Below are 23,356 nucleotides of genomic sequence, written 5' to 3'. Positions count from 1 at the left end.
ATCCAGCCCCCCGCCATCGCACCCCACGAGACAAAGGAGTCAGCATGGCTTCCCCCGCGCCGCCCCTCATCGAACTGAAGTCCGCCACCAAGAGATTCCCCAAGAACGGAGGCGGCATCCACACCGCCATCCGGGACGTGACGCTCTCGATCGCGCCCGGCGAGTTCGTCGCCGTCGTCGGCCCGACCGGCTGCGGCAAGTCCACCACCCTGTCCCTCATCTCGGGTCTGGCCCCCGCTTCGGAGGGCGAGACCTACGTGCGCGGCGACCTTGTCACCGGGATCCCTTCCGGCATCGGGTACATGTTCCAGGCCGATGCGACGCTGCCGTGGAAGACGGTCCTGGACAACGTCGCCTCCGGCCCGGAGTACCGGGGTGCCCCGAAGTCCAAGGCCCGCGCGAAGGCCCGCGAATGGGTTCAGCGGGTGGGGCTCGGGAAGTTCGAGTCGTACTATCCGCACCAGCTCTCGGGCGGCATGCGCAAGCGCGTGGCACTGGCCCAGACCCTCGTCAACGAGCCCTCGATCATGCTCATGGACGAACCCTTCAGCGCCCTCGACGTGCAGACGCGCCAGCTCATGCAGCAGGAGCTCCTGCGGCTCTGGGGCGAGAGCGACGCCGCGGTCGTGTTCGTCACCCACGACCTCGAGGAGGCCATCGCGCTCGCCGACCGCGTGGTCGTCATGACCGCGAGCCCGGCCACGATCAAGGCGGACTTCCGCGTGGACCTCGAGCGGCCGCGCAACGTCGAGGAGGTGCGCCTCACCCCCGAGTTCCTGGACCTGTACAAGCGCGTGTGGGACAGCCTGCGCGAGGAGGTCGAGATTGCCCGCGCCGCAGCCGGCAACCCCGTCCCGTCCCGAGGAGAGAAGTGAGCACGATGACCACCCTGCCCCTATCCACGGACACGGCTCCCAACAGGGACGCCGGCTGGCTCAGCGCCGAGAAGGAGGCCGTACTCCTGGCCGGGGCGAGGAAGGCCCAGCGTGCCGCCGCAATCCGCGTGTGGGGGCTGCGGGCCCTCATCGTCGCGATCTGGCTCGGCTCGTGGGAGATCACCGCGACCTTCTTCATCGACGAGTTCTTCTACTCCAAGCCCTCGCTCATCTGGGGCCGGCTCGTCCAGTGGTTCACCTCCGGGACGCAGTTCGGCTCGGTGTGGGAGAACATCGGCTACACCGTTCTCGAGGCCACGATGGGCTTCGCCATCGGCACGGTGGCCGGGATCGTGCTCGGCGTCCTGCTGGGCCGCAGCCGGTACATGGCCAAGGTGTTCTCGCCGTTCATCAAGGCCGCCAACGCCGTGCCGCGCATCGTCCTCGCAGCGCTGTTCATCATCTGGTTCGGCTTCGGGATCTCCTCGAAGGTCGCCACCGTGGTGGTGCTCGTGTTCTTTGCCGTGTTCTTCAACGCGTTCACGGGTGCCCGGGAGGTGGACGGCAACGTGGTGGACAACGCCCGCATCCTCGGTGCGAGCAAGCGCAAGATCCTCACCTCGATCGTGCTGCCCAGTGCCACCACGTGGATCCTCTCCTCCCTGCACACGGCCTTCGGCTTTGCGCTCATCGGCGCGATCGTGGGCGAGTACGCGGGCGCCAAGCACGGCATGGGCATGCTCATCGCCAACGCCCAGGGCACGTTCGACTCGGCCGGCATCTACGCCGGGATGATCATCGTCACGGTCGTCGCGCTCCTTGCCGAATCCCTCATCACCGCACTCGAGAACAAGCTCCTCACCTGGCGCCCGTCGCAGGCCCAGGGGCACACGGAAGGAATCTGAGAATGAACGCCACTTTCAAGCGCCGTGCAGCGCAGGCGGGGGCAGCGCTGCTCGCCGTGGGCCTCGCCGCCGGGATCAGCGGATGCCGCGACTCGCGTGCCGCGGCCGTGGACTCCGCCGCGGAGCCGGAGATCAACATCATCGTGGGCGGCCTCGAGAAGGTCATCTACATGCCGGCCAAGCTCTCCGAGAGCCTCGGCTACTTCGAGAAGGAGGGCGTCAAGGTCAACCTCCTCGGCGAGCAGTCGGGCGCGACGGCGGAGAACGCGCTCCTGACCGGCAGTGCCCAAGCGGTGGTCGGCTTCTACGACCACACCATCGACCTCGCCGCCAAGAACCAGTGCCTCACCTCGGTGGTCCAGCTGGCCAACATCCCGGGCGAGGCCGAAGTGGTGGCAGCATCCAAGGCGGACACGATCAAGAGCCCGGCCGACTTCGAGGGCAAGAACCTGGGCATCACATCCCTGGGTTCCTCGACGGACTTCCTGACCCAGGCCCTGGCCGGCCAGGCGGGCGTCAAGAACTACACGCCGGCCAAGGTGGGTGCGGGCCAGACGTTTATCGCCGCGATCGACAACAACGGCATCGACGCGGGCATGACCACGGACCCGACCATCGCCCAGCTCACCGAAAGCGGCAAGGGCAAGGTCCTGACCGAGATGCGCACCGAGGAGGGCACGCGGAAGGCGCTCGGCGGCCTGTACCCGGCGGCGTCCGTGTACATGGCGTGCGACTTCGTGCAGAAGAACCCCAAGACGGTCCAGAAGCTGGCAAACGCCTTCGTGCAGACGCTGCGCTACATCAACGACCACAGCGCCGCAGAGATCGCCGCAAAGATGCCCAAGGAGTACGCGAACGGCGGCCAGGCGCTGTACGAGAAGTCGATCAAGGACACCAAGACCATGTTCAACAGGGACGGCGTCATCGACCCGGAGGGCGCCAAGAACGTGCTCCGCATCCTCGACAGCTATTCGAGCAACGTCAAGGGCAAGGGCGGCTCCATCGACCTGTCCAAGACCTACACGACCGAGTTCGTGAGCAAGGTCCCGGCCCAGTAGGCCGAATGTAGGGACGGGACCCCACAGCGCCGCATCGGGACTTGCCGTTATCCAGTCGGGTTTACGGCATGTCCTGATGCGGCGTTCACGGGGGGCGCACGACCAGGGCCTGGCCGCTCAGGGCCGCGGCCCGCTGAGGCCACGCTGGGTGAGCGGAGTCGACCCGAGCGTTCCAACCCGCTTCATCCCGTCCCATCAGCGGAAACGTCGGCGTTTCCTGCCGTGGCACTGCGAGAGACGGGCAGGAGCGCACGCCGCCCCGCGCGCCTCAGCGTGCCTTGACGCCCGCCCGCCCCACGAAGTGGTCCATGCCCTTGTTGATGCCGAAGAAGTCCGCGACCCGGTCGAAGGCGCGGGTGGGGAGGAACCGCATGAGCGGCACGAGCCGGGCGAACGGCGGCAGGATGATCTGCTCGCGCCCGGACTCGATCCCGTCGATGACCTTCAGCGCGACGTCGTGCTCCTCGAGGATGGGGAGCAGGAATGGGAAGCGGGTCTCCACGCCGTCGAACATCCCCGTGTTGATGTAGTACGGGCACACCACGAGCGTGCCCACGCCGTGGCCGTCCGCGCGCAGCTCGGCGCGCAGCGACTCGGTGAACCCGAGCGCGCCGAACTTGCTCGCCGAGTAGTCGGTCTGGCGTGCGACGCCGATCAGTCCCGCCGCGCTCGCGATCGTCACCACGGTGCCGCCGCGCCGCTGGATCATGCCGGGCAGGAACGCGCGGGTGACCCAGTACAGGGCGAGGGTGTTGACCTCGAGCGTGCGGCGCAGCGCCTCCTCGCTTGCCTCCAGGAGCGGCTGCCCGGACACGACGCCCGCGTTGTTCACCACCACGTCGACGTCCCCGGTCTGCCGGGCGACCTCCCGGACGTGGGCGGCGTCGGTCACGTCCACCTGGTAGGAGCTGGCGAGGCCTCCGGAGCCGACGATCTCGGCGGCCACCGCCGTGCCGCCCTCCTCCGAGAGGTCCCAGATGATCACCTCGGCTCGGCGCCGGGCGGCCTCGAGGGCCATGAGGCGTCCGATCCCGGATGCTCCTCCTGTGATCAGGATGCGCGCGCCGCGCAGGCGTGTTCCTCGGTACATGTGACCTAGGTTACCAGCGAGTAGCATCCTGCGCAGGGTCCGGAGATCAGCGCCTGCCGTTCGACGCCTCGTGAGCGAGCAGCAGCCACGCCGTTGCGAGTGCGAGGACGGGCGGGAACGCATCGGACCCGAGCGCCCACACGCCGCAGACGAGGGCGGCGAACAGGACCGCGGCGCTCCACGAGGCCCGCACGCTCACGCGGCGGCGCACGGGGATTGGCGCCTTCTGCGGGGAGCTGAGTGTCATCTCGTTCGCCTCTCGTCACGCCGGCTCTACCAGACCGAGTCTCCGCGCAGCACAGCGTCGCTGCCGCCGTCCACATAGACGATCTGCCCGCACAGGTGCGTGTTCTCCTCGCCGCCGAGCCAAGCCAGCGCCCGGGCGACGACGATGGGCTCGGCGATGCCGTTCAACGGCATGGGAACCACTTTGAGGAGCCCTTCACGCCCCTCGGGAGTCGCGATCAGCTCAGCAGTCATGGGCGTGGAGATGACTCCAGGGGCGACCGCGTTCAGCGGAATCCCAGCCCCAGCCCACTGCGGCGCGGGGGCCTGCCGACGGACCCACCGAGAGAGGGCGAGCTTGGTGGAAGCGTAGATGAGCTGTCCCGTGGAGGGTTCCTCGGCCAGAGTACCGGCGCGAGCGATGGCGCCTGGCTCGTCGCCTGCAGAGAGCAGGGCGACCAATTCCGCGTCGCTCGGCAGAAGCGCTGCCATCGAGGATACGAGCACTGCCCGCGGGGCAGGGGAGTTGCGCAGGAGAGGCCGGAGGCCTTCGAGAGTGGCGACTGTTCCGAAGAAGTTCACCGCCACGGTGTCCGGCCCCGGGACGGACAGTCCGGCCACCGCATAGATGCAATCGATGGAGCCACCAGTCGCCCCCCGCACGCCCTCGACCAGGTGGGCGCGGCCCGAAGCGGTCGAGAGGTCAGCGGTCACCTCGGCGTCGTGCAGGTCCACGCCGATGACGCGTTCCCCGCGCCGCTCGAGAAGCTCCTTGGTCGCCCGGCCGATTCCCGAGGCGGCGCCGGTGACCACGGATGTTCGGGGCATTGGGACTCCATGTGCTGGTCGGACCTTCGCTCCCATGGTGTGGTGGGCGCCGGGTCCCGAGCCAGAGTCGAAGGGCCCAGTGAGGCCGCCGCTCAGCGGAAGCGGTTGAGGATGCGGGTGGCGCGGGTGAACAGGTTGGCGAAGGTCTCGTTGCCCATCCCCGTCCAGGGGGCGATCGGGAGGGCGCGCTGGACGGAGACGGTCTGGGACTCGGTGTACTTCAGGAGGCCCTCGGCGCCGTGCCGCCGGCCCACGCCGGACTCCTTCCAGCCCCCCATGGGCGCCGAGTGGGAGGCCCATGCGGCGGCGTAGCCCTCGTTGACGTTGACGGTGCCGGCCTCGATGCGCGAACCGAACGCCAGGCCGCGGGACGGCGCGGTCCACACGCTCGCGTTGAGCCCGAGGGGGCTGTCGTTGGCGTGGGCGATTGCCTCCTCCTCGGTCCGCACGGGGTAGATGGCCACGACGGGACCGAAGGTCTCGCTCCGCACGAGCTCGGCGGACTCCGGGACGTCGGTGAGGACGGTGGGGGCGAAGAAGCTGGGCCCGAGGTCGGGCCGCGCCGTTCCTCCTGCGAGCACGCGGGCGCCCTTGCCCACGGCGTCGTCGAGGTGGGCCTGCACCCGCGCGAGCTGCTCGGGCGAGATGAGCGAGCCCATGTCCGCGTCCCAGGAGGTCCCGGCCGCGACCTGGATCCGCGAGACCGCGGCGAGGAAGGCCTCGGTGAACCGGGAGCGGACGGCCTCGTGCACGTAGATCCGCTCGGGCCCCACGCACAGCTGGCCGGCGTTGGCGAAGCACGCCCGCGCGGCGCCGGCAGCGGCGGCGGGGATGTTGGCATCCGGCAGGACGATGAGGGGGTTCTTCCCGCCCAGCTCCGCGGAGAACCCGATGAGCCGGCCCGCGGCGCGCTGCGCGACCGTGCGGCCCGTGGCCGTCGAGCCCGTGAACATCACGAAGTCCACCTCGTCCACGAGCTGCGGGCCCACCTCCGGGCCCGGCCCGAGCACGATCTGCATGACACCCTCGGGGAGCCCGGCCTGCCGGAGCAGGTCGAGGACCAGCAGGGCGGAGAACGGCGTCTGGTGGTCCGGCTTGACCACCACGGCGTTGCCCGCGAGCAGGGCGGGGACGGAGTCGCTCGCCACAAGGGTGAAGGGGTAGTTCCACGGCGTGATGACCCCGACCGCTCCCTTGGGATGCCGCAGCTCGGTCGTCTGGGTGAGGAGTGGCAGCGCCCCGACGTGCCGCTGGGGGCGCAGCAGCCGCGGTGCGGTGTGGGCGTAGTGCGAGGACGTCATGGACGCGTCCACGGCCTCCTCGAGGGCGGCGGGACGGGACTTGCCGGTCTCCGCCTGGACCACGTCGAGGATCTCGTCCCGGTGGTCCAGCACGAGTGCGGCGAAGCGGCGGGCCACAGCGGCCCTCTCCCTGACCGGCGTCGCGGCCCAGCGCCTCTGGGCCTCGCGGCCGCGCTGCACCGCGGCGGCCACCTCGCCGGCCGCCACCTGGCGCACGACGCCGAGCGGCTGGCCGTCAGACGGGGAGGTCACCTCGAGCTCGGCGCCAGTGCCGGTGGCGAGGGCCGCGAGCCGGGCGAGAGCGGGGACGGCCATGCGGGAGCCGGTGGTCTGTGTGCTCATGGACGCAGATTCTGCCATTGTTACTCGCCAGTAGCCATAGGTGTACGCGCCCCGGGTGCGCTGCGGGCAATCCGCCGCCCCCCGCCGCCCCGAACAGGGTGCATGGGCGAAAACATCCTCATCGGATTCCTCGGCGGCCTCATCACGGGCATCTCGCCCTGCATCCTCCCGGTCCTGCCGGTGATCTTCTTCTCAGCCGGGCTCGACAGCGCCCGGCGCGGCACGCCGTCGTCCGCCCCTGCGGGCCGCGCGGCCCGGACCGCCCTTGCCTCGGGCCACGCCACGGCGGCGCGGCAGACGTCCCGGTGGCGGCCGTACCAGGTGATTGCGGGGCTCGTGCTGAGCTTCAGCGCGGTCACGCTGCTGGGCTCGCTGGCCCTCTCCGCGCTCGGCCTTCCACAGGACGTGCTCCGCTGGGCGGGAATCGCGGTCCTCGGGGCGGTAGGGATCGGCCTGATGGCGCCGCGGGTCGAGGAGTGGCTCGAGAAGCCGTTCTCGTGGATCCCGCAGCGTCGCGTGGATGCACGCAGGGGCGGATTCGGCCTCGGCCTCGCCCTCGGCGCGGTGTTCGTCCCGTGCGCCGGCCCGGTGCTCGCGGCGATCGTGGTCTCCGGCGCCACGGGCAGGATCGGCCCGGAGTCGGTGGCCCTGACGCTCTCGTTCGCGCTCGGGGTCTCCGTGCCGCTGCTCGTCTTCGCCCTCGCCGGCCGCGGGCTCGCGGAGCGGCTCAAGGCCTTCCGGCGGCGCCAGCGGGGCATCCGCATCACGGCGGGCGTGCTCATGGTTGCACTCGCGGCAGGACTCGCACTCGATCTGCCCGCCGCGCTCCAGCGGCTCGTCCCCGACTACACGGCGTCCTTCCAGGACCAGCTGCACCCAAATGCGGGCACCCCGCTGGACCTCGGCGGCCTCGTCACCGATGAGAACCGGCAGCTGGCCAACTGCACCCAGGGCGCCACCACGCTGCAGGACTGCGGACCCGCGCCGGCGCTCCGCGGCGCCACGGCATGGATCGGCTCCGAGCCGCTCACTCTCGCCGGCCTGCGGGGCCATGTGGTCCTCATCGACTTCTGGGCCTACTCGTGCATCAACTGCCAGCGGTCGCTGCCGCACATCATCGCGCTCAACGACGCCTACAAGGCGGCAGGGCTGACGGTGATCGGCGTCCACACGCCCGAGTACGCCTTCGAGCGCGAGCAGCGCAACGTTGAGGCAGGGGTGAAGGACCACGGAATCGACTACCCCGTGGCCATGGACAATGGGTACGCGACCTGGTCGGCGTACCGCAACCGCTTCTGGCCCGCCCAGTACCTCATCGACGCGCAGGGGAACGTGCGGCACATCCAGCAGGGCGAGGGCGGCTACCAGACCACGGAGAGCCTCGTCCGGCAGCTCCTGGCCGACGCCCACCCCGGGGCTGCACTCCCGGCGCCCGTCGAGACGGCCGGCACGGCACCCGCCGCCGGCACCACCCCCGAGACGTTCCTCGGTGTTGCCAAGCAGGTGAACTACGCCGGGGTGGGCCCCTATCGCACGGGGACAGCGACCTTCTCGTACCCGGCGCAGCAGCCCGCAGACTCGTTCGCCCTTTCCGGGCCCTGGACCCTGGGTGCCCAGAGCATTGCGCCCGGCCCCGCAGCCTCCGTCCGGCTGGATTTCAGAGCAGCACAGGTCCAGGCCGTGGCCGGGGGCACCGGCACGCTCACCGTCCACGGGCCCGACGGCGAGCGGACGGTCGACGTCGGCGGGTCACCTCGCTCCTACGTCCTCCTCGACGGGGCCGCCCAGCGGCAGGGGACCCTCGAGGTCACGGCGAGCCCCGGCGTCGAGCTCTACTCGTTCACCTTCGGATGAGCGCGGGGGGTGCGGGCGAGGCGCTCAGACGTCGAGGCACCAGTCGATCTGGATGGTGGCCCCGCGGTCGAGGTACGGGTGGTCTGCGAGCAGTTCCCGCGCGTCCGCGAGGGACTTCGCCTCGATGATCGAGAAGCCCGAGATCTCGGTGTGCGGGGCGGCCGTGCCCTTGGCGAGCTGGCCCGCGAGATAGACGGGGGCGCCCGGGTCCACGAGGGCGTCCCCGAGGGCAGTCTCGGCCCACGCGCGGAAGGCGGCGCGGTTCGCGGCGACCACCTCCGGGGAGGGGTGGGGCATGTCGTGGTAGGTGACGAGGAACCGTGCCATGGCTTGACGTCCTTCCGGTCTGCGTGCCGTCACACTACCCCAGGCGCCTGCCGTGAAGCCGGTCGGCTTGCGGGCGGCCGGGATGTTGGCGTTCGCCGGCGGGCGCGGCTCCGGGCTCACGTGGCGAACTCCCCAGCCTTCAGCCCGGGCGGAGCGCGACACGCCGCAGAAGTCCTGCGACACGCCGCAGAAGTCCTGCGACACGCCGCGCCCGGGGCCCAAAGCTGGGGAACTCCCGACGGCCTGCCTAATGCACGGCCGCGTTCGCGTCCACCCGGCCGTACGCCCAGTAGGAGCCGGTGCCGGGGATCCTGTCTGCGCTGGACTCGACCTTCGCCCGGACTTGGGCGTTGCTGTAGCCGGAATGCGCACTGAGGGCCAGTGCGGCGGTGGCGGCGACGATCGGTGAGGCCATCGAGGTACCGCTGCCGATGTCATAGCTCTCGGAGCGGTTGTAGGTGGTCTGCAGGGCGAACGGGTGGTTGGGGAAGGTCGAGTAGACGCTCACGCCCGGGGCCGCGACGTCCACCCACTTCGCGCCGTAGGTCGAGAAGGACGCCTTGGCGTCGTTGTTGTCCGTGGCCGCGACGGCGATGACGTTCGAGTAGGCCGCCGGGTACATCTTTGCCTGGGCGCCGGTGTTCCCTGCCGCGGCGACGATGACCACCCCGCTGTTCCAGGCGTTGTTGACGGCGGTTTCGAGGGTGCGGGAGGAGACGCGCATCGCGAGGCTCATGTTGATGACCTTCGCGCCGTTCTTGACCGCCCAGTCGATGCCCCGCGCGATGGCCGAGGCGGTGCCCGATCCGTTGTCGTCGAGGACCTTGCCGTTGAGGATGGTGCAGCTCGGGCAGACGCCGGCCACACCGATCGTGTTGTTCGCGATGGCCGCCACGATGCCGGCCACGTGCGTTCCGTGCCCGTACATGTCGTCCTGAGTCGTGGAGGTGCTGAAGTTGGCGCTCGCGGTGACGTGAGGCCAGATGTCGTGGTTGTCCGTGGCGACGCCAGTATCGAGGACTGCGACCGGGATCCCCCCGCCCGTGGTGGTGCTCCAGGCCCCCACGGCGCCGACGTCTGCCCCCGCCTTGCCCGCTGGCACGGTGATGGTGCCCGCGGTGTTGGTGAAGGACTGACCGGTGTTCTGCAGGGCGTACTGGCGGTCAAAGTACTGGTCGTCCGTCACCGCCCTCGCGATGGCGTCCGGCTCGGCGTACTCGACCGCCGGATTGCTGCTGAGGGCCTGGACGAGCCGGAGCTCGGCGCCGGCCGGCACTTTGATGAGGTGGGCGCCGGTGCTGCCGACCGTCGGCCCATTCGCGAGCCCGTGCTGGCGGAGCACGCCGTCGGCCGCGTGGTCGTCGGCGAACTTCACGAGGATCTGCCCGGCGGCGTGGGGCGGCGGCTCGCCAGCCGCGCTCGCGGCAGGTACGGCCACGAGGGGGCTGACGGCGATGATCAGTGCTGCGATGCCGGCAAAGACGGTCTTCTTCATGCTCATACTCCCTCGTGCGGGCCTACATCGGCTGGCATTCGTTGATCTGCAGGGTGCCGCCCAGGGCCAGGTATGGGTGGTCGGCCAGCATGTCGCGGACCTCGGACAGGGACGAGGCCTCGATGATCGTGTATCCGTCGATCTCCACCGCGCCATGGGGCTGCCCGGCGGACACCTGTCCTCCCAGGAGCACCGGGGCGCCGAAGTCCACCATGGCGTCCCCGAGCTTCTCAACCGCCCATCGGCGCAGGGCCCCGCGGGTCCGGTCGATGATGTCCGGCTCAGGGTAGGGCATGCCGTGGTAGGTGATGAGGAAGCGAGTCATGGCGCCGTCCTTCCCGCAATGCGTGCGGTAAACCTACCGCCGAACATCGCTGGCGTGTAGGTCTGAGCACGGGACGCAGTGAGCGCACGACGCCGGGTGGGCACCCGCCGTCGTGCGCTCAGGCACCGCTGGGGAAGGGTCACATCGTGTTGACGATGAGCCCGATGTGGGTGAAGAAGTTCATCGCGCCGAAGAGCAGGAACACGATTCCCGCGACCATCCACACCACGCCGATCCACCGCACGATCGCTTGGTGCTTGTAGCCGGCGCGAAGCTGGCGAGCGGCGAACGGGAACAGCACGGCACCGAGGCCCACGAGGGCGAACAGGAGCGACATGAACGTCGCCTCGAGCCACGGCCACTGGGCGAACGCCCCGGAGATGGGCTCCTGGGGAGGGGCGGCGAAGAGCTGGTAGGTGATGCCGGCGGCGGCGATGCCGAACAGGCTCAGGCCGAGGCCGCCCACGAACCATGAGATCGGCCGCGCCACGCGCGCGGCTTCAGCGACCGGGTCGGCGGCCTCACGGATCACCGAGCCGCGCTTCCACAGGTAGAAGGCGGCCCCGAGCAGCAGGGCGCTGAGGCCGAGGCTTGTCTCGCCGAAGATCACGTTGTCGAACGGGAAGCCGCCCTTGGCCAGGGGCCACGTGAGGGTCATGTGCAGGCCGGTGGGGAAGAGGACGAGGCCCAGGATGCCGAGCGCCACCGCCCATCCGTCGGTCTGGAGGGGCTCGGAGCCGGGAGCATTGGCCAGCCGGGCCTTGATGATGTCCTTGCCGAGGATCACGAGCGCGATCAGCGCTGCGCCCGCGGCCACGGACATGATGGTGTTGTAGGTCGGCATCGTCGACCAGTCGATCTTCAGTCCCATGGGAACCGACATCCTTGACTCCTTGGTCACGGCGGGTCTTGCCCCGCTCCCAAAACCTATACATTCGTATAGCTATTGACCTCAGCAATCGGGCGCGCCGGTTTATTCCGGCACAATGGGCCAGATGGAGGGGAAGCAGGAGCGGAGCCGCGAGCGGAAGCGACGCATGGCGGAGGCCGCTGCCCGGCTGCTCATCTCGGACGGCCCCGCGGCTATCACGCACCGGCGGGTGGCGGAGGCCGCCGGACTGGCCCAGGGCTCAGGCAACTACTACTTCCGCAGCAAGCAGGCCCTGTACGCCGCCGCGGTGGAGGGCGCGGAGGACCTGAGGGCCCGCGCCGCCCAGGAGCAGGCCGAGGCACTCGATGCTGGCCCGCGCAGTCTTGAGCAGATCGCCCGGGAACTCATGGACGTCTTCTTCGCGCCCGGGCTCGCCGCCGACGTCGTGGCGATCCGGCTGCTGCCGATGCTCGATGCGGGGCGCGACGCCGGGCTGCAGCAGATCATGCGGGCGCACCGGCCGCTCCTCGCGGCGGCGGTGAACACGGCCCTCGAGCGGATGACGGGGCGACGCCTCGAGGATGCGGACGTGGAGCTGGTCATGCAGGTCATCGCCGCGGCCCTGCTTCATGCGGACGGCCCGGTCTCCGCGGACGGCCCGGGCGAGGGTGCCTCGCTAGACCGCGCCGCCGCAACGGTGGCCCGGGTGCTCGGACTCCTCGGCGTCGAGGCTGGCTGACTCGCGGCAGGTCGCGCCGTTCACACCTCGAGGCACTCGTTGATCTGGATGGTGCCGCCGAGTGCAAGGAAGGGGTGGCCATCGAGGAGTGCACGGACCTCGGACACGGAACGCGCCTCGATGATCGTGTACCCGTCGATCTCGACGGGCGGGAGCGGCGGCCCCGCCGTGGACACCTGCCCGGCGTCGAAGAGCGGCGCACCGAAGTCCACCATGGCGGGTCCGAACGTCTTCTCGGCCCAGACGCGGAACTCCCGCCGTTGGCTGGCGATGGTGTCCATGTCAGGGTAGGGGTACCCGTGGTACGTGATGAGGAAGCGGGTCATGGCCGGTCCTTCCGCTGCTCGTACCGCAACCGTACCGCCGCGGCCCTGCCTGGGGGAGAGCCTGCTGCGGAGTCGGCGGACTGGGCCGTGCCGGCCGCAGCAGCCTGTGCGTCGGCCAGTACGACGCCGCCCGCACCGGAGCGGACCTTGAGCCAGGGTCAGGCCTGCTGCCCGGGGGCGCGGATGATGCGGCGCTGGGTGGCGGCGGCGATGGCTGCTGTGCGGCTGTCCACGCCGAGCTTGCTGTAGATGTGCACGAGGTGCGTCTTCACCGTTGCCTCGGAGATGAACAGCTCTCTGGCCATTGCCCGGTTGGTCAGGCCGGTGGCCAGCAGCTCGAGCAATTGGATTTCCCGTGACGTCAGTGCTGTGGCGGGGTTGCTGATCCTGTCCATCAGCAAGGCGGCCGCCTTGGGTGCCAGAGCCGTCTGGCCGGCGGCGGCGGCGAGCACCGCCTGCCGGATCTGTTCGGGAGGGGCATCCTTGAGCATGTAGCCGCTGGCTCCTGCTTCCACTGCCGCGAGGATGTCGGCGTCGGTGTCATAGGTCGTGAGGATGAGGACCGGCGGGGGCTTCTCCAGCCTTCTGATGCGGGACGTGGCCGTGACGCCGTCCATCCCGGCGCCCATCTGCAGGTCCATGAGCACCACGTCGACGTCGTCGCCCAGAATCCGCAGCCGTTCCAGTTCCCTCAGCGCGGCGCCGCCGTCGGCGGCCTCCGCTGCTACCGAGATGCCCTCGAACGCGGAGAGCATCGCCGTCAGTCCGGCTCGGACCACCGGATGGTCATCGACAAGCAGGACGCGGATCTCATTCATCGATCGCTCCTTCCAGCGGCATCGTCGAGGGGTAGCCGGACCGCGACCACCGTCCCTTCCCCGGGCGATGATTCCACGTCGAGCGAGCCGTTCAGCCCTTGCACGCGCTGCTGCAGCGAGCGGATCCCGTACCCGGTGCCGTCTGTCCGCGCCGCCGTCTGTGCCGTCAGTCCGGCTGGATCGAACCCGGCGCCGTCATCATAGATGTCCAACGCGACGTCACTGCCGAGGAAGGCGAGGGTCACGACGGCGTTGCCGGCGTCGGCGTGGTCCGTGACGTTCGCGAGGCTGGCCTGGGCAGCACGGAGCAGCGTTACCCGGTAGGGCTGCGGCAGCTCCACTGGATCACCGTCGAGTTCAAACCGGCAGCGCAGCCGCAAGCCGCGGGCTGCGGCGTTGTTCTCGGTTCTCTCGCACAGTCGGCGCAGGCTCTCGATGAGCGAGGCCTCCTGAAGCTGCGGGGCGGAGAGGCCACGGACGAAATGGCGGGCCTCCGAGAGGTTCTCCGATGCCGTCTGCCGCACGAGGCCGAGGCGCTCGGTGGCGGTGGCGATGTCTCCGTCCGCGAGCGACTTCTCGGCCGCGCGGACCATCAGCACGATGCTCGAAAGCCCCTGGGCAAGGGTGTCGTGGATCTCCCGGGCCAGCCTCTCGCGCTCGGCGTGGACGCCCGCATCGTGCTGGGACGCCGCGAGTTCCGCACGCGTCCTCGTGAGTTCGCTGACGGCCCGGCGCTGGTTCTCCGCTTCCCTGTAGAGCGCGCTGTAGGCGAGGCCGGTCACGACCGCGAACCCGGCCCCTAGGAGTGGGCCGATGACCACCGCCGGCTGGGGTGTGGGCAGGCCACTGGCAGCCCACTGCGCGGCGATGACCGCCGCCGTCATCAGCGCGATGGTCAGCAGCGCCACCCGCCGCGGAAGCAGGTGCAGGTGGAGGAAGAAGAGGGGAAACGCCAGCCAGGAGAATTCGGCGCTTCCGGCGAGGAGGACGAGCCAGAGCGCCGTGACGATCCCGAGCCAGAGGACGCCATAGCGGCGGGGGTCCAAGCCGGTGCGGTTCGCGGCGTAGCGCTTCTCCAGGAGGGTGCCGGTGAGGTAGACGCCGGCCAGGACAAAGGCGGCGGCGGTCCAGGCGTAGCCCAGCACGCCAACGTGCCCCGTGCTCAGCAGCCTCACGACAGCGACGCCGAGCAGTGCGGCGAAGCCGACGTGCAGCGTGACCCTCAGGACGCGCAGGATCACGACAGTCGGCGCCGTGCCGGGATCGCCGGGAAGACCCGTGCCGGACTCCAGAGGACGGTCGCTTTCCGGCGCGGGAGGGAGGTCGGCGGCAGGCACTCTGCCAGCCTATGCGGGTACCGCGCCCGAGGGGTCAACCGAATGGTTGACACCCGGGTCACCCATTCCTCCGCACAGATCAGCCAATCAGCACGATGGTCTCCGTCCCCGGCGGCAGGAGAGTGGATTCAGGAGCCTTTCGGCCACCGAACAACCTCACTGAAAGAAGACGGAACGTGTTTCTTGCTCTCCGCGACATCCGATTCGCCAAGGGCCGGTTCGCCCTCATGGGCGGAGTCGTTGCCCTGATCACCCTGCTCCTCGTCATGCTCTCCGGGCTGACGGCCGGTCTCGGGGACCAGTCAACCTCGGCCATCGGCAGGCTGGGCGCCGTCAGCCCCGAGGGACGCCAGTCCAAAGCCGTCGACAGGATCGCCTTCGGCGCCCCTGGCACCACTGAACCCAAGGCTTCCTACACCGAGAGCGAACTCACCGCAGCCCAGATCGACACATGGAAGAACCAGCCGGGCGTGCGGTCCGCGGAGCCGCTCGGCATCAGCCAGACCCGGCTCCAGGCCATCGCCGGGGGCAGCGGCGCCGGCACCACCAACGTCGCCGTCTTCGGGGTAGCACCCGACGGGGACCTCGCACCGTCCCGCGTCACCGCCAACACCGCGGTGATCGGCAAGAGCGTCGCCTCAGCCCTGTCCCTGAAGGCCGGGGACAAGGCCAGCCTCGGCGGCACCGACGTGACCGTGAGCGCCGTGGTCGATGACCAGTGGTACTCCCACACGAGCGTCGTCTGGACTGCACTGCCGACCTGGTCGAAGCTCGCCCACCTGAGCGACCCCGAACAGATCGCGACCGTGGCAGCGATCACCTACCAGGACGGCGCTGCCGTTGACGAGACCGCTGCCAATGCCGCCGCGCACACAGTCAGCACCTCACGCACTGGGTCCTTCCAGGCCTTGGGCTCCTACAAGAGCGAGAACGGTTCCCTGACCCTCATGCAGGCGTTCCTCTACGGCATCTCGGCCCTGGTGATCGTGGCGTTCCTGACGGTCTGGACCGTCCAGCGCACGCGGGACATCGCGGTCCTGAAGGCCATAGGAGCGTCTGCCGGCTATCTCCTCCGGGACGCCGTCGCCCAGGCGGCCATCGTCCTGCTCGCCGGCGCCGGCCTCGGTGGCGCCATCGGCCTCGTCGGCGGCCTCTTCGCGGCGAAGGCCGCCCCCTTCCTCATCACACCGGCCACGACGCTGCTGCCCGTCCTCGGGATCATCGCCCTCGGGCTGAGCGGTGCGGCCCTTGCCGTGCGACGCGTCACCAAAGTCGACGCCCTCATCGCCCTCGGGGGCAACTAGCCGCGCCCCGGTCCCCGCGTCTCGCGCAGACGTCCCCAGCCCCCCGTGCACACCAGCAAAGGAAGTTCCACCATGCCTACTGCATCCGTACCCCTGAACCTCGTCGACGTCACCCTCGAGTACCCCGACGGAGAGGGAACCATCAAAGCCCTCGACCGTGTGAACCTCACCGTCCAGGCCGGCCAGATGGTCTCCCTCGTCGGGCCGTCAGGTTCCGGCAAGTCCAGCCTGCTGGCCGTCGCAGCCACCCTGGTCCGCCCCACCCGCGGCCAGGTGCTCATCGACGGCACCGACGCCATCGGCCTCGGCGACAGGGAGAGGACTGCGCTCCGCCGCGAGGCGATCGGCATCATCTTCCAGCAGCCGAACCTGCTCCCGTCTCTGACCGCGGCCGAACAGCTCATCATCGGGGACCACCTGCGCGGCCGGTCCGCCAAGGCTGCGGAGGCCGAGGCCGCGAAGATGCTCGACGTCGTCGGGCTCGCCTCGAGCGCTGGCAAGCGCCCCCACCAGCTCTCCGGCGGCCAGCGCCAGCGGGTCAACATCGCCCGGGCGCTGATGGGGAGACCGAAGGTCCTGCTCGTGGACGAGCCCACCGCAGCCCTGGACCACGAGCGCAGCGACTCCATCGTCCGGCTCCTGCGCCGCGTCACCGACGAGTTCGGGGTCGGCACCGTCATGGTCACCCACGACACCGAGTTCGTGCCGCTGACTGACGCTGTCGCGACCATGCGCGACGGACGGCTCGCTGCGGCAGTCCCCACCGCCGCCTGACGGCGCCGAGCCCGCAGGTGCAGCGGGAAAGGCCCATGCCCTCGCCACGGCGGCAGTACCGCTGCGGTCAGCGTGGATTCGCCAGCAGCAGGTCCTTGAGGCTCATGGGCCGCTGCCCGGTGATGGTCTCGACATCGTCGGAGACGTGCTCCATCTCCCCGGCGGCGATGGCCGTGTAGGTGGAGACCCAGGCGTCGTACTGCCAGTCCGGCGCGGGCCATTTCTTGCGGGACTCGTAGGCCTCGGCGACGGTCTCGTTGTGGAAGGTCACGTGGCGGCCGCGGGCCTCGGAGATGATGTGGGCGATCTGAACCATGTTCAGCGCCTCGGGCCCCGTGAGGGTGTAGGTCACGCCGGCGTGGGTGGCCGCGTCGCGCAGGATGGCAGCGGCGCACCGGGCCACGTCCGCCTGGGCGACCACGGCGGCGGCGCCGGTGCCCGCGGGCCCACGGAGCACGCCGTCGTCCCCCACCATGCCCTCGAGGAAGTCGGCGTAGAGGCAGTCGCGCAGGAACGTGTAGGCGAGGCCGGCGTCCCTGATGTACTCCTCGGTGGCGTAGTGGTCGCGGGCGAGGGTGAACGTGGCATCCGGTGCGGCGCCCATGAAGGAGGTGTAGACCACGTGCCGCACACCCGCTGCCTGGGCGGCGTCGACGAAGCTGCGGTGCTCGTCCATGCGGGTCTCGCTCTCGCGGCCGGAGACCATGAACAGGGTCTCGATCCCCTCGAGCGAGCGCTCGCTGAGATTGCGGTCGCCGTAGTCCACCGGACGCACGACGGCGTCTGGCAGCCTGGGTGCCTTGGCGACGTTGCGGGGGAGCAGCACGAGGGGGAGCTGGTGCTCGGCGAGGAGCCGGGCCACGTGGCCGCCGATGGTCCCCGTGACGCCGGTGATGCCGATGGTGGGGGAGTCGCTCATATGGCCGAGCCTAAACCCAGACAACGGACGTTTCAGGGTTTACAGTGTGGCCATGACTGAGCAGCGCGCCACCGCCCCCGAGCCCTCCGACGCGTCCGGCGAGGAGGAAGTCGAGTACCCGGCCAAGCAGGAGGTCGACGGCGCGCGCGACTCTGTCGACGACGCCAACGCCCTCCGCTTCACCGAGGAGGAGCAGCTCATCCAGGCGCAGATCCGCCGGCACCGCGAGGAGAGCGAGCGGCGGAAGAAGGAGCAGGGGAAGGGCTGAAATTCGCGTCCGGGACTCCAGCGGAGCTTTGTCGTAGGCAGCCCATAGAGTAAGTCCGTGAGTGATTCTGGGGGACACGACAATAAGGGACTGCCCGACGGGCTTTACGAGAGTCTTCGGACCGAGGAACTTCAGCGCCGACTTCTCGGCCTTCCTGAGAACCGCGAGGCGCGATTCCAGCCAGTGAGCGCCGAGGACGCTCCCGATGTTCTGGCGCAGCACATGGTAAAAGCTGCCAGAAAGGCGATCGCTGCGGCACCTGCTGAGAGTCGCGTCGATATGGCAAACCGGTTCCTCCGCTCGATCGCGGAGGACGGGAATGCGGATACTATTCTCGCTGGCCCCGAGCTCCTCGACGCCGTCTTCGATTCATCCCAGGTGCGTCGTCGGAATCTGCGGCGGCCGACCACTCCTTTCCGCGACGCAGCGCTCCTGACGGCAAGCCGCGAAGATCCCAATCTGGCCCACGAACTCCGCCGCGAACTTGAGTCGGCCGATTCGGTTGATCTCATCTGCGCGTTCATCAAATGGCGCGGTCTCCGGCTGCTGGAGTCTGAACTGAGCGCTCTGAAGGAACGCGGTATCAAAATCCGCGTCATCACGACAACGTACATGGGAGCCACTGAACGTCAGGCGATCGATGAGCTCGTGCGGCGGTACGGGGCTGAAGTCCGCATCAACTACGAGACGAACGCGACAAGGCTGCATGCGAAGGCCTGGCTCTTCCGCAGGCGCTCCGGTTTCGACACCGCCTACGTTGGGAGTTCGAACCTCAGCCAGCCGGCGCTCCTCGATGGCCTCGAGTGGAATGTGCGCCTATCCGGAGTAGGGACGCCTCGTCTCCTCCAGAAGTTCGAGATCACGTTCGACAGCTACTGGGCGGATCGACGGTTTGTCCCGTACGATCCGAACACCGATGCCGCCCGGCTTGACGAGGCGCTACGCCGCGTCGGCAGCCTTGAGCGGTTGAGAGATCTCGGGCCGACAGGTCTCGAAGTGGTTCCCTATCTTCACCAACAGGAAATGCTCGAGGACCTCGACGCCGAGCGTTCCAGAGGCCACCATCGGAACCTCCTCGTTGCAGCGACTGGAACAGGCAAGACCGTGGTCGCCGCATTGGACTACAAACGGCTTGCCCAAGGTAGGTCGGAGAAGCCGACTCTCCTCTTCGTTGCCCACCGTCGCGAGATCCTTGAACAATCACTCACGACGTACCGGAGGGTACTCAATGACGGAAACTTCGGTGAGCTACTCGTGGCCGGAGACGTTCCCAAAGAGTGGCGGCACGTCTTCGCGTCCGTGCAGTCGCTCAGTGACGAGAGGCTTCATCGCCTTGGGCCGGACGCATTCGAAATTGTTGTGGTCGACGAGTTCCATCATGCGGCGGCGCCGACATACCGGAGACTTCTTGACCAGCTGAAGCCCAGAGAACTGCTGGGGCTCACAGCGACGCCGGAGCGCGGCGATGGAGTCAGCGTTGCGGACGAGTACTTCGAGGGGCGCACGGCGAGCGAGATGCGCCTGTGGGACGCACTGGGGGAAGACCTCCTCGTCCCCTTCCACTATTTCGGGGTATCGGACGACGTGGATTTGTCGCGCTTGGAATGGCGCCGGGGAACCTATGACCTGTCGCAGCTGAGCGCAATCTACACAGGCAATGATGCCCGAGCGGCGAAGGTGATCAGCTCCCTCCGCGACAAGGTCCTCAGCACCGCCGACATGCGGGCGATCGGCTTCTGCGTGTCCGTCCAGCACGCCCGGTACATGGCGCAGGTCTTCAACAGTGCGGGCATCAGTTCCCTCGCCATCGATGGGTCGACCCCTGACGACGAGCGTGCCGAGTCCCTTCGCAAGCTTCGGGACCGCGAGGTCAACTGCCTCTTTGCCGTCGACCTGTTCAATGAGGGACTCGATGTCCCCGAAATCGACACCATCCTCCTGCTCCGTCCGACTCAGAGCTCAACCGTCTTCCTGCAACAGCTTGGCCGTGGGCTCAGACGCGCTCCGGACAAGGCCGTATTGACAGTGTTGGACTTCATCGGACAGCAGCACCGCCAGTTCCGCTTCGACGTGAAGTACCGTGCGCTTCTTGGAGGGTTGGTAAGGAACCGGCTTGCACGGGAGATCGAAGAGGAGTTCCCCACCCTCCCGTCGGGCTGCCAGGTCCAGCTGGACCGGGTTTCCCAGGACATCGTGCTAGCCAACGTGAGGTCGCAACTCGGCTTCACGCGCAAGGCGCTGGTCCAGGACGTCCGCTCGCAGGGGACCATCGTGCTCGCCGACTATCTTCGTGCCTCTGGCGCGGACGTCCGGGACGTCTACCGCGACACGAAGGATTCCTGGACGGGCTACCTTCGTGCTGCACAGCTGATCAGCTCCGAATCGGTCTTTGAGCAGGTGCTTGCTGCCCGGCTCGCGGATCTCGCGAGCGTGGCTGAAAAGCGCATCCTGAGCAAGGTCTCGCGTTTCCTGCACGTGGACGATCCAGAGCGTGCAGAGGCGTACGGCCGTCTGCTTGCAGGGGACTCTCCACGATATGAGGCAATGGATCGTCGCACGAAGGCGTTCGCGCGGATGCTCTACTACACGCTTGAGCTTCAGAAGGAGCCCTCGCTCACCGGCTCGGACATCGATACAGGGCTTGACTACGTGCGCAGCTTTCCATGGGTGGCGTCTGAAATCGCACAGATCACCGCAATCGGTGCTGACTCGGCGCGCCGCGCTGCCAGATCCCTCGGCATGGACCTTGCCTATGTCCCGATCCAGTCCCACGCCACCTATAACCGGCAGGAGATCCTCGCTGCTTTCGGCTTCCCGGGCAGGGGGATCGGAAGCCACCGTGAAGGGGTCGCCTGGTGCCCAGAAACCGGAGTGGATGCTTTCCTGGTCACCCTCGACAAGGATGAGCGCGATCATTCACCCACGACGCTGTACAAGGACTACGCCATCAGCCCCGACATCTTCCACTGGGAGTCGCAGAGCCGCACGACCGTCGGCTCGTCGGACGGGCAGCGGTACATCGGAGGCAGTTCCAGCGTGGTTCTCTTCACCCGGGCCACTGCCAAGGACGATCGCGGAATGACGCTCCAGTACACCTGCCTCGGAAAGGCGCGTTACGTGGATCATTCGGGGGAGAAGCCCATCGCCATCACGTGGAAGCTTCAACGCCCCATGCCAGCAGACGTGTTCGCCGTCGCTAATGCTGTCGCCGTCTGACGCCGCCGGCCTAGGCTACGACCGTGATTGAGAGATTCGGGCTCGAAGAGAACGTACTCCGAGTTCAAATCATGGAATGGCTCGCTGCGCGGACGCACGATGGAGCCGAGCCGATCGGCTGGGGCGAGCTCCGCGATTTCACACTTGCCGGCAAGTCGCTTCCACTGAAGGACAGGGTCAAAGGGATTTGGAAGCCAGCGGGGTTCAGCGCGGCACTGTCAATCACGACAACCTACCGACCTGAGGGATCCGAACGGCCATACGACGACGGCGTCTACGACCACGACTTTCTGTTGCGGTACAAATGGAATGGAACGGACCCCGCGGAGGCGACCAACCGCGCATTGCGCGCGGCGATGGAGCAGCGCGTTCCCCTCATCTGGTTCGTTGGCGTTGCGAAGGGCCTTTTCCAGCCGCATTTCCCGGTCTACGTGGTGGGAGAGGAGCCAACCGCGCATCAGTTCCTCGTGAGCGCAGATGCGGCTGCATTGGGTGGCGACAGCCCTTTCGAGGAGCAGCTCAGGCGATACGCCGACGTCACTGCAAAGCATCGGCTCTTCCAGGGCATCTTCCGCAGTCAGGTTCTCCGCGCCTACAGCGAACGATGCGCCGTCTGCAACTTGGGTCACCTGCCGTTGCTCGACGCGGCACACATCATTCCGGACCGCGACGAACAGGGAATTGCCTCGGTAGTCAACGGAATGGCCATGTGCAAGATCCACCATGCCGCGTTCGATTCGAACCTGCTCGGCGTGCGGCCCGATTTGGTGGTCCAGATCAGAGCAGACCTGCTCCACGAGATCGACGGGCCGATGCTTAGGTATGGGCTCCAGGAGATGCACGGCAGACCCCTCATGTCGGTGCCGAGAATGCGGTCGCTCCGCCCCCGAGAGGACCTTCTTGAGAAGGCGTGGGAGCGATTCAAGGCGGGATAGGGGTCTGCGACTTGCAGGAATCCTCTTTCGGAGGACGGGAACGCTCAAGCCAACCACCCGCCGTCGTGCGTCACTTCCGTTCCCGGCCCGTGCCGGTACATTGAGTCCTTGGGCTCTCGAGGACGAGCGGAGGTGGGGTGCCCGTGGAATCGCTGGCGGACCTCGCCTACCGGGTGATCGCGGACCGGCTCATCATGCTGGACATCAGGCCGAACGAGTCGATCAACGAGTCGCAGCTGTCCAAGGAGATGCAGATGGGCCGCACGCCCATCCGTGAGGCTCTGCACCGGCTCGAGCACGAGCGGCTCGTGGTGACCCAGCCCCGCAAGGGCTCGTTCGCGGCGCCCATCGACATCACGGACCTCTCCGAGGTGAACCAGGTGCGGCAGGTCCTCGAACCCGTCGGCGCTCGACTGGCCGCCGAGAACCTCAGGGACGCAGACCGAGCCGAGGTTGAGCGGTACCTGGGCCTCGTGGAGTCTATCGACGAGCAGAAGGTCGACCAGGGCGACCTCATGCGCCTCGACCTCGCCGTCCACAATGCCATCTACACTGCCACCGGGAACGGCCACCTCGAGGACACCCTGCGCAAGTACGGCAACCTCTCCACCCGCATCTGGCTCCTGGTCCTCGAGCGCCGCCCTCTCGTCGTCGAGCATGTCCGCGAACTCGCCCCCATCCTCCGGGCGATCCTCGCGAAGAATGCTGAGCGGGCAGAGGCGCTCATGGAAGCCCACGTGCACAACTTCAGCCGATATATCGCCAGCGTCGTCTGAAGCGCCGTCCGAGCCGGCCTCCGCTCGCCCTTGACGGGCCCCGCGCCCGGGAGGACTCTGGGTGCAGACGTGCTGGGGCCTTCGATGGAGGGGGAATCCCATGCGCGCGCATGCAGCAGCAGGACCGGCGCCCCGCCGGGCCGTGATCACCATGTTCGTGCCACACGGTCATCCGGCCCACCGGGCATCTGCTCAGCAGGTCCCCGCCCTCCAGTGGCTCCCCGTCCGCAGCGGCCTCCCCGTCGCCCTCGCCGCGACGCTCTGTGCCCTGGCCCTCCTGACCGCCATGCTTCTGGCCGCAACGCCCGCCGCCACCCGAAGCCCTGCGGCGCCGGCCGTGCCGTGGCTGTCTGCCCCGGCCGCGGCCCCGTTCGCCCGAAACGGGGTCTTCCACTTTGGGCGTGGTGGCGGTGTTCAGCATGCTGTCTGGGCTGCCGTGTACAAGAGT

The 23,356-nt window shown here is 68.5% G+C and carries 23 protein-coding genes and 1 pseudogene; 12 read left to right on the top strand and 12 right to left on the bottom strand.

Translation table 11 applies throughout. The features are described from left to right. Positions 1 to 44 precede the first annotated feature (44 nt). The 3 genes from IE231_RS15245 to IE231_RS15235 are packed head-to-tail and all read left to right on the top strand — an operon-like array spanning position 45 to position 2,838. The gene (locus IE231_RS15245; protein WP_189694847.1) at positions 45 to 875 is read left to right on the top strand and encodes an ABC transporter ATP-binding protein; all 831 of its coding nucleotides are present in this window, start codon (positions 45 to 47) and stop codon (positions 873 to 875) included. A 5-nt stretch (positions 876 to 880) separates the two neighbouring features. Continuing rightward, entirely contained in the window at positions 881 to 1,780 is a 900-nt protein-coding gene (locus tag IE231_RS15240) for an ABC transporter permease (protein WP_189694906.1), read from the top strand. Between the two features lie 2 nt (positions 1,781 to 1,782). After that, positions 1,783 to 2,838, top strand: coding sequence for an ABC transporter substrate-binding protein (locus IE231_RS15235; protein ID WP_189694846.1), 1,056 nt, complete (start codon positions 1,783 to 1,785; stop codon positions 2,836 to 2,838). Positions 2,839 to 3,106: 268 nt separating this feature from the next. On the opposite strand, the gene IE231_RS15230 is transcribed toward IE231_RS15235, so the two are convergent. The 4 genes from IE231_RS15230 to IE231_RS15215 form a co-directional block, all read right to left on the bottom strand. After that, positions 3,107 to 3,928 (bottom strand): SDR family oxidoreductase, encoded by an 822-nt coding sequence (locus tag IE231_RS15230; RefSeq protein ID WP_189694845.1) that lies wholly within the window; start codon positions 3,926 to 3,928, stop codon positions 3,107 to 3,109. Positions 3,929 to 3,974: 46 nt separating this feature from the next. Then, the gene (locus IE231_RS15225) at positions 3,975 to 4,175 is read right to left on the bottom strand and encodes a hypothetical protein (protein WP_189694844.1); all 201 of its coding nucleotides are present in this window, start codon (positions 4,173 to 4,175) and stop codon (positions 3,975 to 3,977) included. Between the two features lie 26 nt (positions 4,176 to 4,201). Beyond that, the gene (locus IE231_RS15220) at positions 4,202 to 4,981 is read right to left on the bottom strand and encodes an SDR family oxidoreductase (RefSeq protein WP_189694843.1); all 780 of its coding nucleotides are present in this window, start codon (positions 4,979 to 4,981) and stop codon (positions 4,202 to 4,204) included. A 92-nt stretch (positions 4,982 to 5,073) separates the two neighbouring features. Beyond that, complete coding sequence (locus IE231_RS15215; RefSeq protein ID WP_189694842.1) at positions 5,074 to 6,624, bottom strand: succinic semialdehyde dehydrogenase; 1,551 nt, start codon at positions 6,622 to 6,624, stop codon at positions 5,074 to 5,076. 102 nt (positions 6,625 to 6,726) lie between these two features. Between IE231_RS15215 and IE231_RS15210 the strand changes: the two genes are divergently transcribed. Further along, entirely contained in the window at positions 6,727 to 8,478 is a 1,752-nt protein-coding gene (locus tag IE231_RS15210) for a cytochrome c biogenesis protein CcdA (protein WP_189694841.1), read from the top strand. 24 nt (positions 8,479 to 8,502) lie between these two features. On the opposite strand, the gene IE231_RS15205 is transcribed toward IE231_RS15210, so the two are convergent. The 4 genes from IE231_RS15205 to IE231_RS15190 all read right to left on the bottom strand — a co-directional run bounded on the left by IE231_RS15205 (position 8,503) and on the right by IE231_RS15190 (position 11,508). Beyond that, positions 8,503 to 8,805: a YciI family protein gene (locus IE231_RS15205; protein WP_189694840.1), complete on the bottom strand. Its 303-nt coding sequence runs from the start codon at positions 8,803 to 8,805 to the stop codon at positions 8,503 to 8,505. Between the two features lie 247 nt (positions 8,806 to 9,052). After that, positions 9,053 to 10,300 (bottom strand): S8 family serine peptidase, encoded by a 1,248-nt coding sequence (locus tag IE231_RS15200; protein ID WP_189694839.1) that lies wholly within the window; start codon positions 10,298 to 10,300, stop codon positions 9,053 to 9,055. A 22-nt stretch (positions 10,301 to 10,322) separates the two neighbouring features. Then, positions 10,323 to 10,625, bottom strand: a complete 303-nt coding sequence (locus IE231_RS15195) for a hypothetical protein (RefSeq protein ID WP_189694838.1) — start codon at positions 10,623 to 10,625, stop codon at positions 10,323 to 10,325. Positions 10,626 to 10,764: 139 nt separating this feature from the next. Next, on the bottom strand, positions 10,765 to 11,508 hold the full coding sequence (locus IE231_RS15190; protein WP_189694837.1) for a DUF981 family protein: 744 nt from the start codon (positions 11,506 to 11,508) through the stop codon (positions 10,765 to 10,767). A 112-nt stretch (positions 11,509 to 11,620) separates the two neighbouring features. Here IE231_RS15190 and IE231_RS15185 point away from each other — a divergent pair, with 112 nt between their 5' ends. Continuing rightward, on the top strand, positions 11,621 to 12,235 hold the full coding sequence (locus IE231_RS15185; RefSeq protein ID WP_189694836.1) for a TetR/AcrR family transcriptional regulator: 615 nt from the start codon (positions 11,621 to 11,623) through the stop codon (positions 12,233 to 12,235). 20 nt (positions 12,236 to 12,255) lie between these two features. On the opposite strand, the gene IE231_RS15180 is transcribed toward IE231_RS15185, so the two are convergent. From IE231_RS15180 to IE231_RS15170, 3 genes are all read right to left on the bottom strand, one after another. Further along, positions 12,256 to 12,561: a YciI family protein gene (locus tag IE231_RS15180; RefSeq protein WP_189694835.1), complete on the bottom strand. Its 306-nt coding sequence runs from the start codon at positions 12,559 to 12,561 to the stop codon at positions 12,256 to 12,258. Between the two features lie 158 nt (positions 12,562 to 12,719). Further along, positions 12,720 to 13,379 (bottom strand): response regulator transcription factor, encoded by a 660-nt coding sequence (locus tag IE231_RS15175; protein WP_189694834.1) that lies wholly within the window; start codon positions 13,377 to 13,379, stop codon positions 12,720 to 12,722. Then, positions 13,376 to 14,671, bottom strand: coding sequence for a sensor histidine kinase (locus IE231_RS15170; RefSeq protein ID WP_189694905.1), 1,296 nt, complete (start codon positions 14,669 to 14,671; stop codon positions 13,376 to 13,378). The genes IE231_RS15175 and IE231_RS15170 overlap by 4 nt, the downstream gene beginning before the upstream one ends. Before the next feature lie 221 nt (positions 14,672 to 14,892). Here IE231_RS15170 and IE231_RS15165 point away from each other — a divergent pair, with 221 nt between their 5' ends. Both IE231_RS15165 and IE231_RS15160 read left to right on the top strand, forming a co-directional pair. Further along, positions 14,893 to 16,020, top strand: a complete 1,128-nt coding sequence (locus IE231_RS15165) for an ABC transporter permease (protein ID WP_189694833.1) — start codon at positions 14,893 to 14,895, stop codon at positions 16,018 to 16,020. A gap of 72 nt (positions 16,021 to 16,092) precedes the next feature. After that, the gene (locus IE231_RS15160; RefSeq protein WP_189694832.1) at positions 16,093 to 16,794 is read left to right on the top strand and encodes an ABC transporter ATP-binding protein; all 702 of its coding nucleotides are present in this window, start codon (positions 16,093 to 16,095) and stop codon (positions 16,792 to 16,794) included. Between the two features lie 67 nt (positions 16,795 to 16,861). Here IE231_RS15160 and IE231_RS15155 read toward each other — a convergent pair whose 3' ends face one another. Then, positions 16,862 to 17,713 (bottom strand): SDR family oxidoreductase, encoded by an 852-nt coding sequence (locus IE231_RS15155; RefSeq protein WP_189694831.1) that lies wholly within the window; start codon positions 17,711 to 17,713, stop codon positions 16,862 to 16,864. 52 nt (positions 17,714 to 17,765) lie between these two features. Here IE231_RS15155 and IE231_RS15150 point away from each other — a divergent pair, with 52 nt between their 5' ends. From IE231_RS15150 to IE231_RS18320, 5 genes and pseudogenes are all read left to right on the top strand, one after another. Then, positions 17,766 to 17,981: a hypothetical protein gene (locus tag IE231_RS15150; RefSeq protein ID WP_189694830.1), complete on the top strand. Its 216-nt coding sequence runs from the start codon at positions 17,766 to 17,768 to the stop codon at positions 17,979 to 17,981. 90 nt (positions 17,982 to 18,071) lie between these two features. Then, positions 18,072 to 21,197: a DEAD/DEAH box helicase gene (locus tag IE231_RS15145; protein ID WP_374189465.1), complete on the top strand. Its 3,126-nt coding sequence runs from the start codon at positions 18,072 to 18,074 to the stop codon at positions 21,195 to 21,197. 23 nt (positions 21,198 to 21,220) lie between these two features. Then, on the top strand, positions 21,221 to 22,132 hold the full coding sequence (locus IE231_RS15140) for an HNH endonuclease (RefSeq protein WP_229867182.1): 912 nt from the start codon (positions 21,221 to 21,223) through the stop codon (positions 22,130 to 22,132). A 143-nt stretch (positions 22,133 to 22,275) separates the two neighbouring features. Continuing rightward, on the top strand, positions 22,276 to 22,908 hold the full coding sequence (locus IE231_RS15135; protein WP_201896855.1) for a GntR family transcriptional regulator: 633 nt from the start codon (positions 22,276 to 22,278) through the stop codon (positions 22,906 to 22,908). Positions 22,909 to 23,008: 100 nt separating this feature from the next. After that, a pseudogene (locus IE231_RS18320) lies at positions 23,009 to 23,356 on the top strand (hypothetical protein); the annotation flags it as partial.

Origin of the sequence: Sinomonas cellulolyticus (assembly GCF_014656475.1) — a bacterium.
GTDB lineage: Bacteria > Actinomycetota > Actinomycetes > Actinomycetales > Micrococcaceae > Sinomonas > Sinomonas cellulolyticus.
Note: the sequence above shows the minus strand (reverse complement) of the source record. Positions and strands in the feature narration are given on the sequence as shown.

Coding starts and splice junctions, on each gene's coding strand:
- IE231_RS15220 (WP_189694843.1), bottom strand. CDS start 4,981: ATGCCCCGAACATCCGTGGTCACCGGCGCCGCCTCGGGAATCGGCCGG.
- IE231_RS15230 (WP_189694845.1), bottom strand. CDS start 3,928: ATGTACCGAGGAACACGCCTGCGCGGCGCGCGCATCCTGATCACAGGA.
- IE231_RS15150 (WP_189694830.1), top strand. CDS start 17,766: ATGACTGAGCAGCGCGCCACCGCCCCCGAGCCCTCCGACGCGTCCGGC.
- IE231_RS15185 (WP_189694836.1), top strand. CDS start 11,621: ATGGAGGGGAAGCAGGAGCGGAGCCGCGAGCGGAAGCGACGCATGGCG.
- IE231_RS15195 (WP_189694838.1), bottom strand. CDS start 10,625: ATGACTCGCTTCCTCATCACCTACCACGGCATGCCCTACCCTGAGCCG.
- IE231_RS15175 (WP_189694834.1), bottom strand. CDS start 13,379: ATGAATGAGATCCGCGTCCTGCTTGTCGATGACCATCCGGTGGTCCGA.
- IE231_RS15235 (WP_189694846.1), top strand. CDS start 1,783: ATGAACGCCACTTTCAAGCGCCGTGCAGCGCAGGCGGGGGCAGCGCTG.
- IE231_RS15180 (WP_189694835.1), bottom strand. CDS start 12,561: ATGACCCGCTTCCTCATCACGTACCACGGGTACCCCTACCCTGACATG.
- IE231_RS15210 (WP_189694841.1), top strand. CDS start 6,727: ATGGGCGAAAACATCCTCATCGGATTCCTCGGCGGCCTCATCACGGGC.
- IE231_RS15190 (WP_189694837.1), bottom strand. CDS start 11,508: ATGTCGGTTCCCATGGGACTGAAGATCGACTGGTCGACGATGCCGACC.
- IE231_RS15245 (WP_189694847.1), top strand. CDS start 45: ATGGCTTCCCCCGCGCCGCCCCTCATCGAACTGAAGTCCGCCACCAAG.
- IE231_RS15240 (WP_189694906.1), top strand. CDS start 881: ATGACCACCCTGCCCCTATCCACGGACACGGCTCCCAACAGGGACGCC.
- IE231_RS15155 (WP_189694831.1), bottom strand. CDS start 17,713: ATGAGCGACTCCCCCACCATCGGCATCACCGGCGTCACGGGGACCATC.
- IE231_RS15215 (WP_189694842.1), bottom strand. CDS start 6,624: ATGAGCACACAGACCACCGGCTCCCGCATGGCCGTCCCCGCTCTCGCC.
- IE231_RS15200 (WP_189694839.1), bottom strand. CDS start 10,300: ATGAAGAAGACCGTCTTTGCCGGCATCGCAGCACTGATCATCGCCGTC.
- IE231_RS15225 (WP_189694844.1), bottom strand. CDS start 4,175: ATGACACTCAGCTCCCCGCAGAAGGCGCCAATCCCCGTGCGCCGCCGC.
- IE231_RS15160 (WP_189694832.1), top strand. CDS start 16,093: ATGCCTACTGCATCCGTACCCCTGAACCTCGTCGACGTCACCCTCGAG.
- IE231_RS15205 (WP_189694840.1), bottom strand. CDS start 8,805: ATGGCACGGTTCCTCGTCACCTACCACGACATGCCCCACCCCTCCCCG.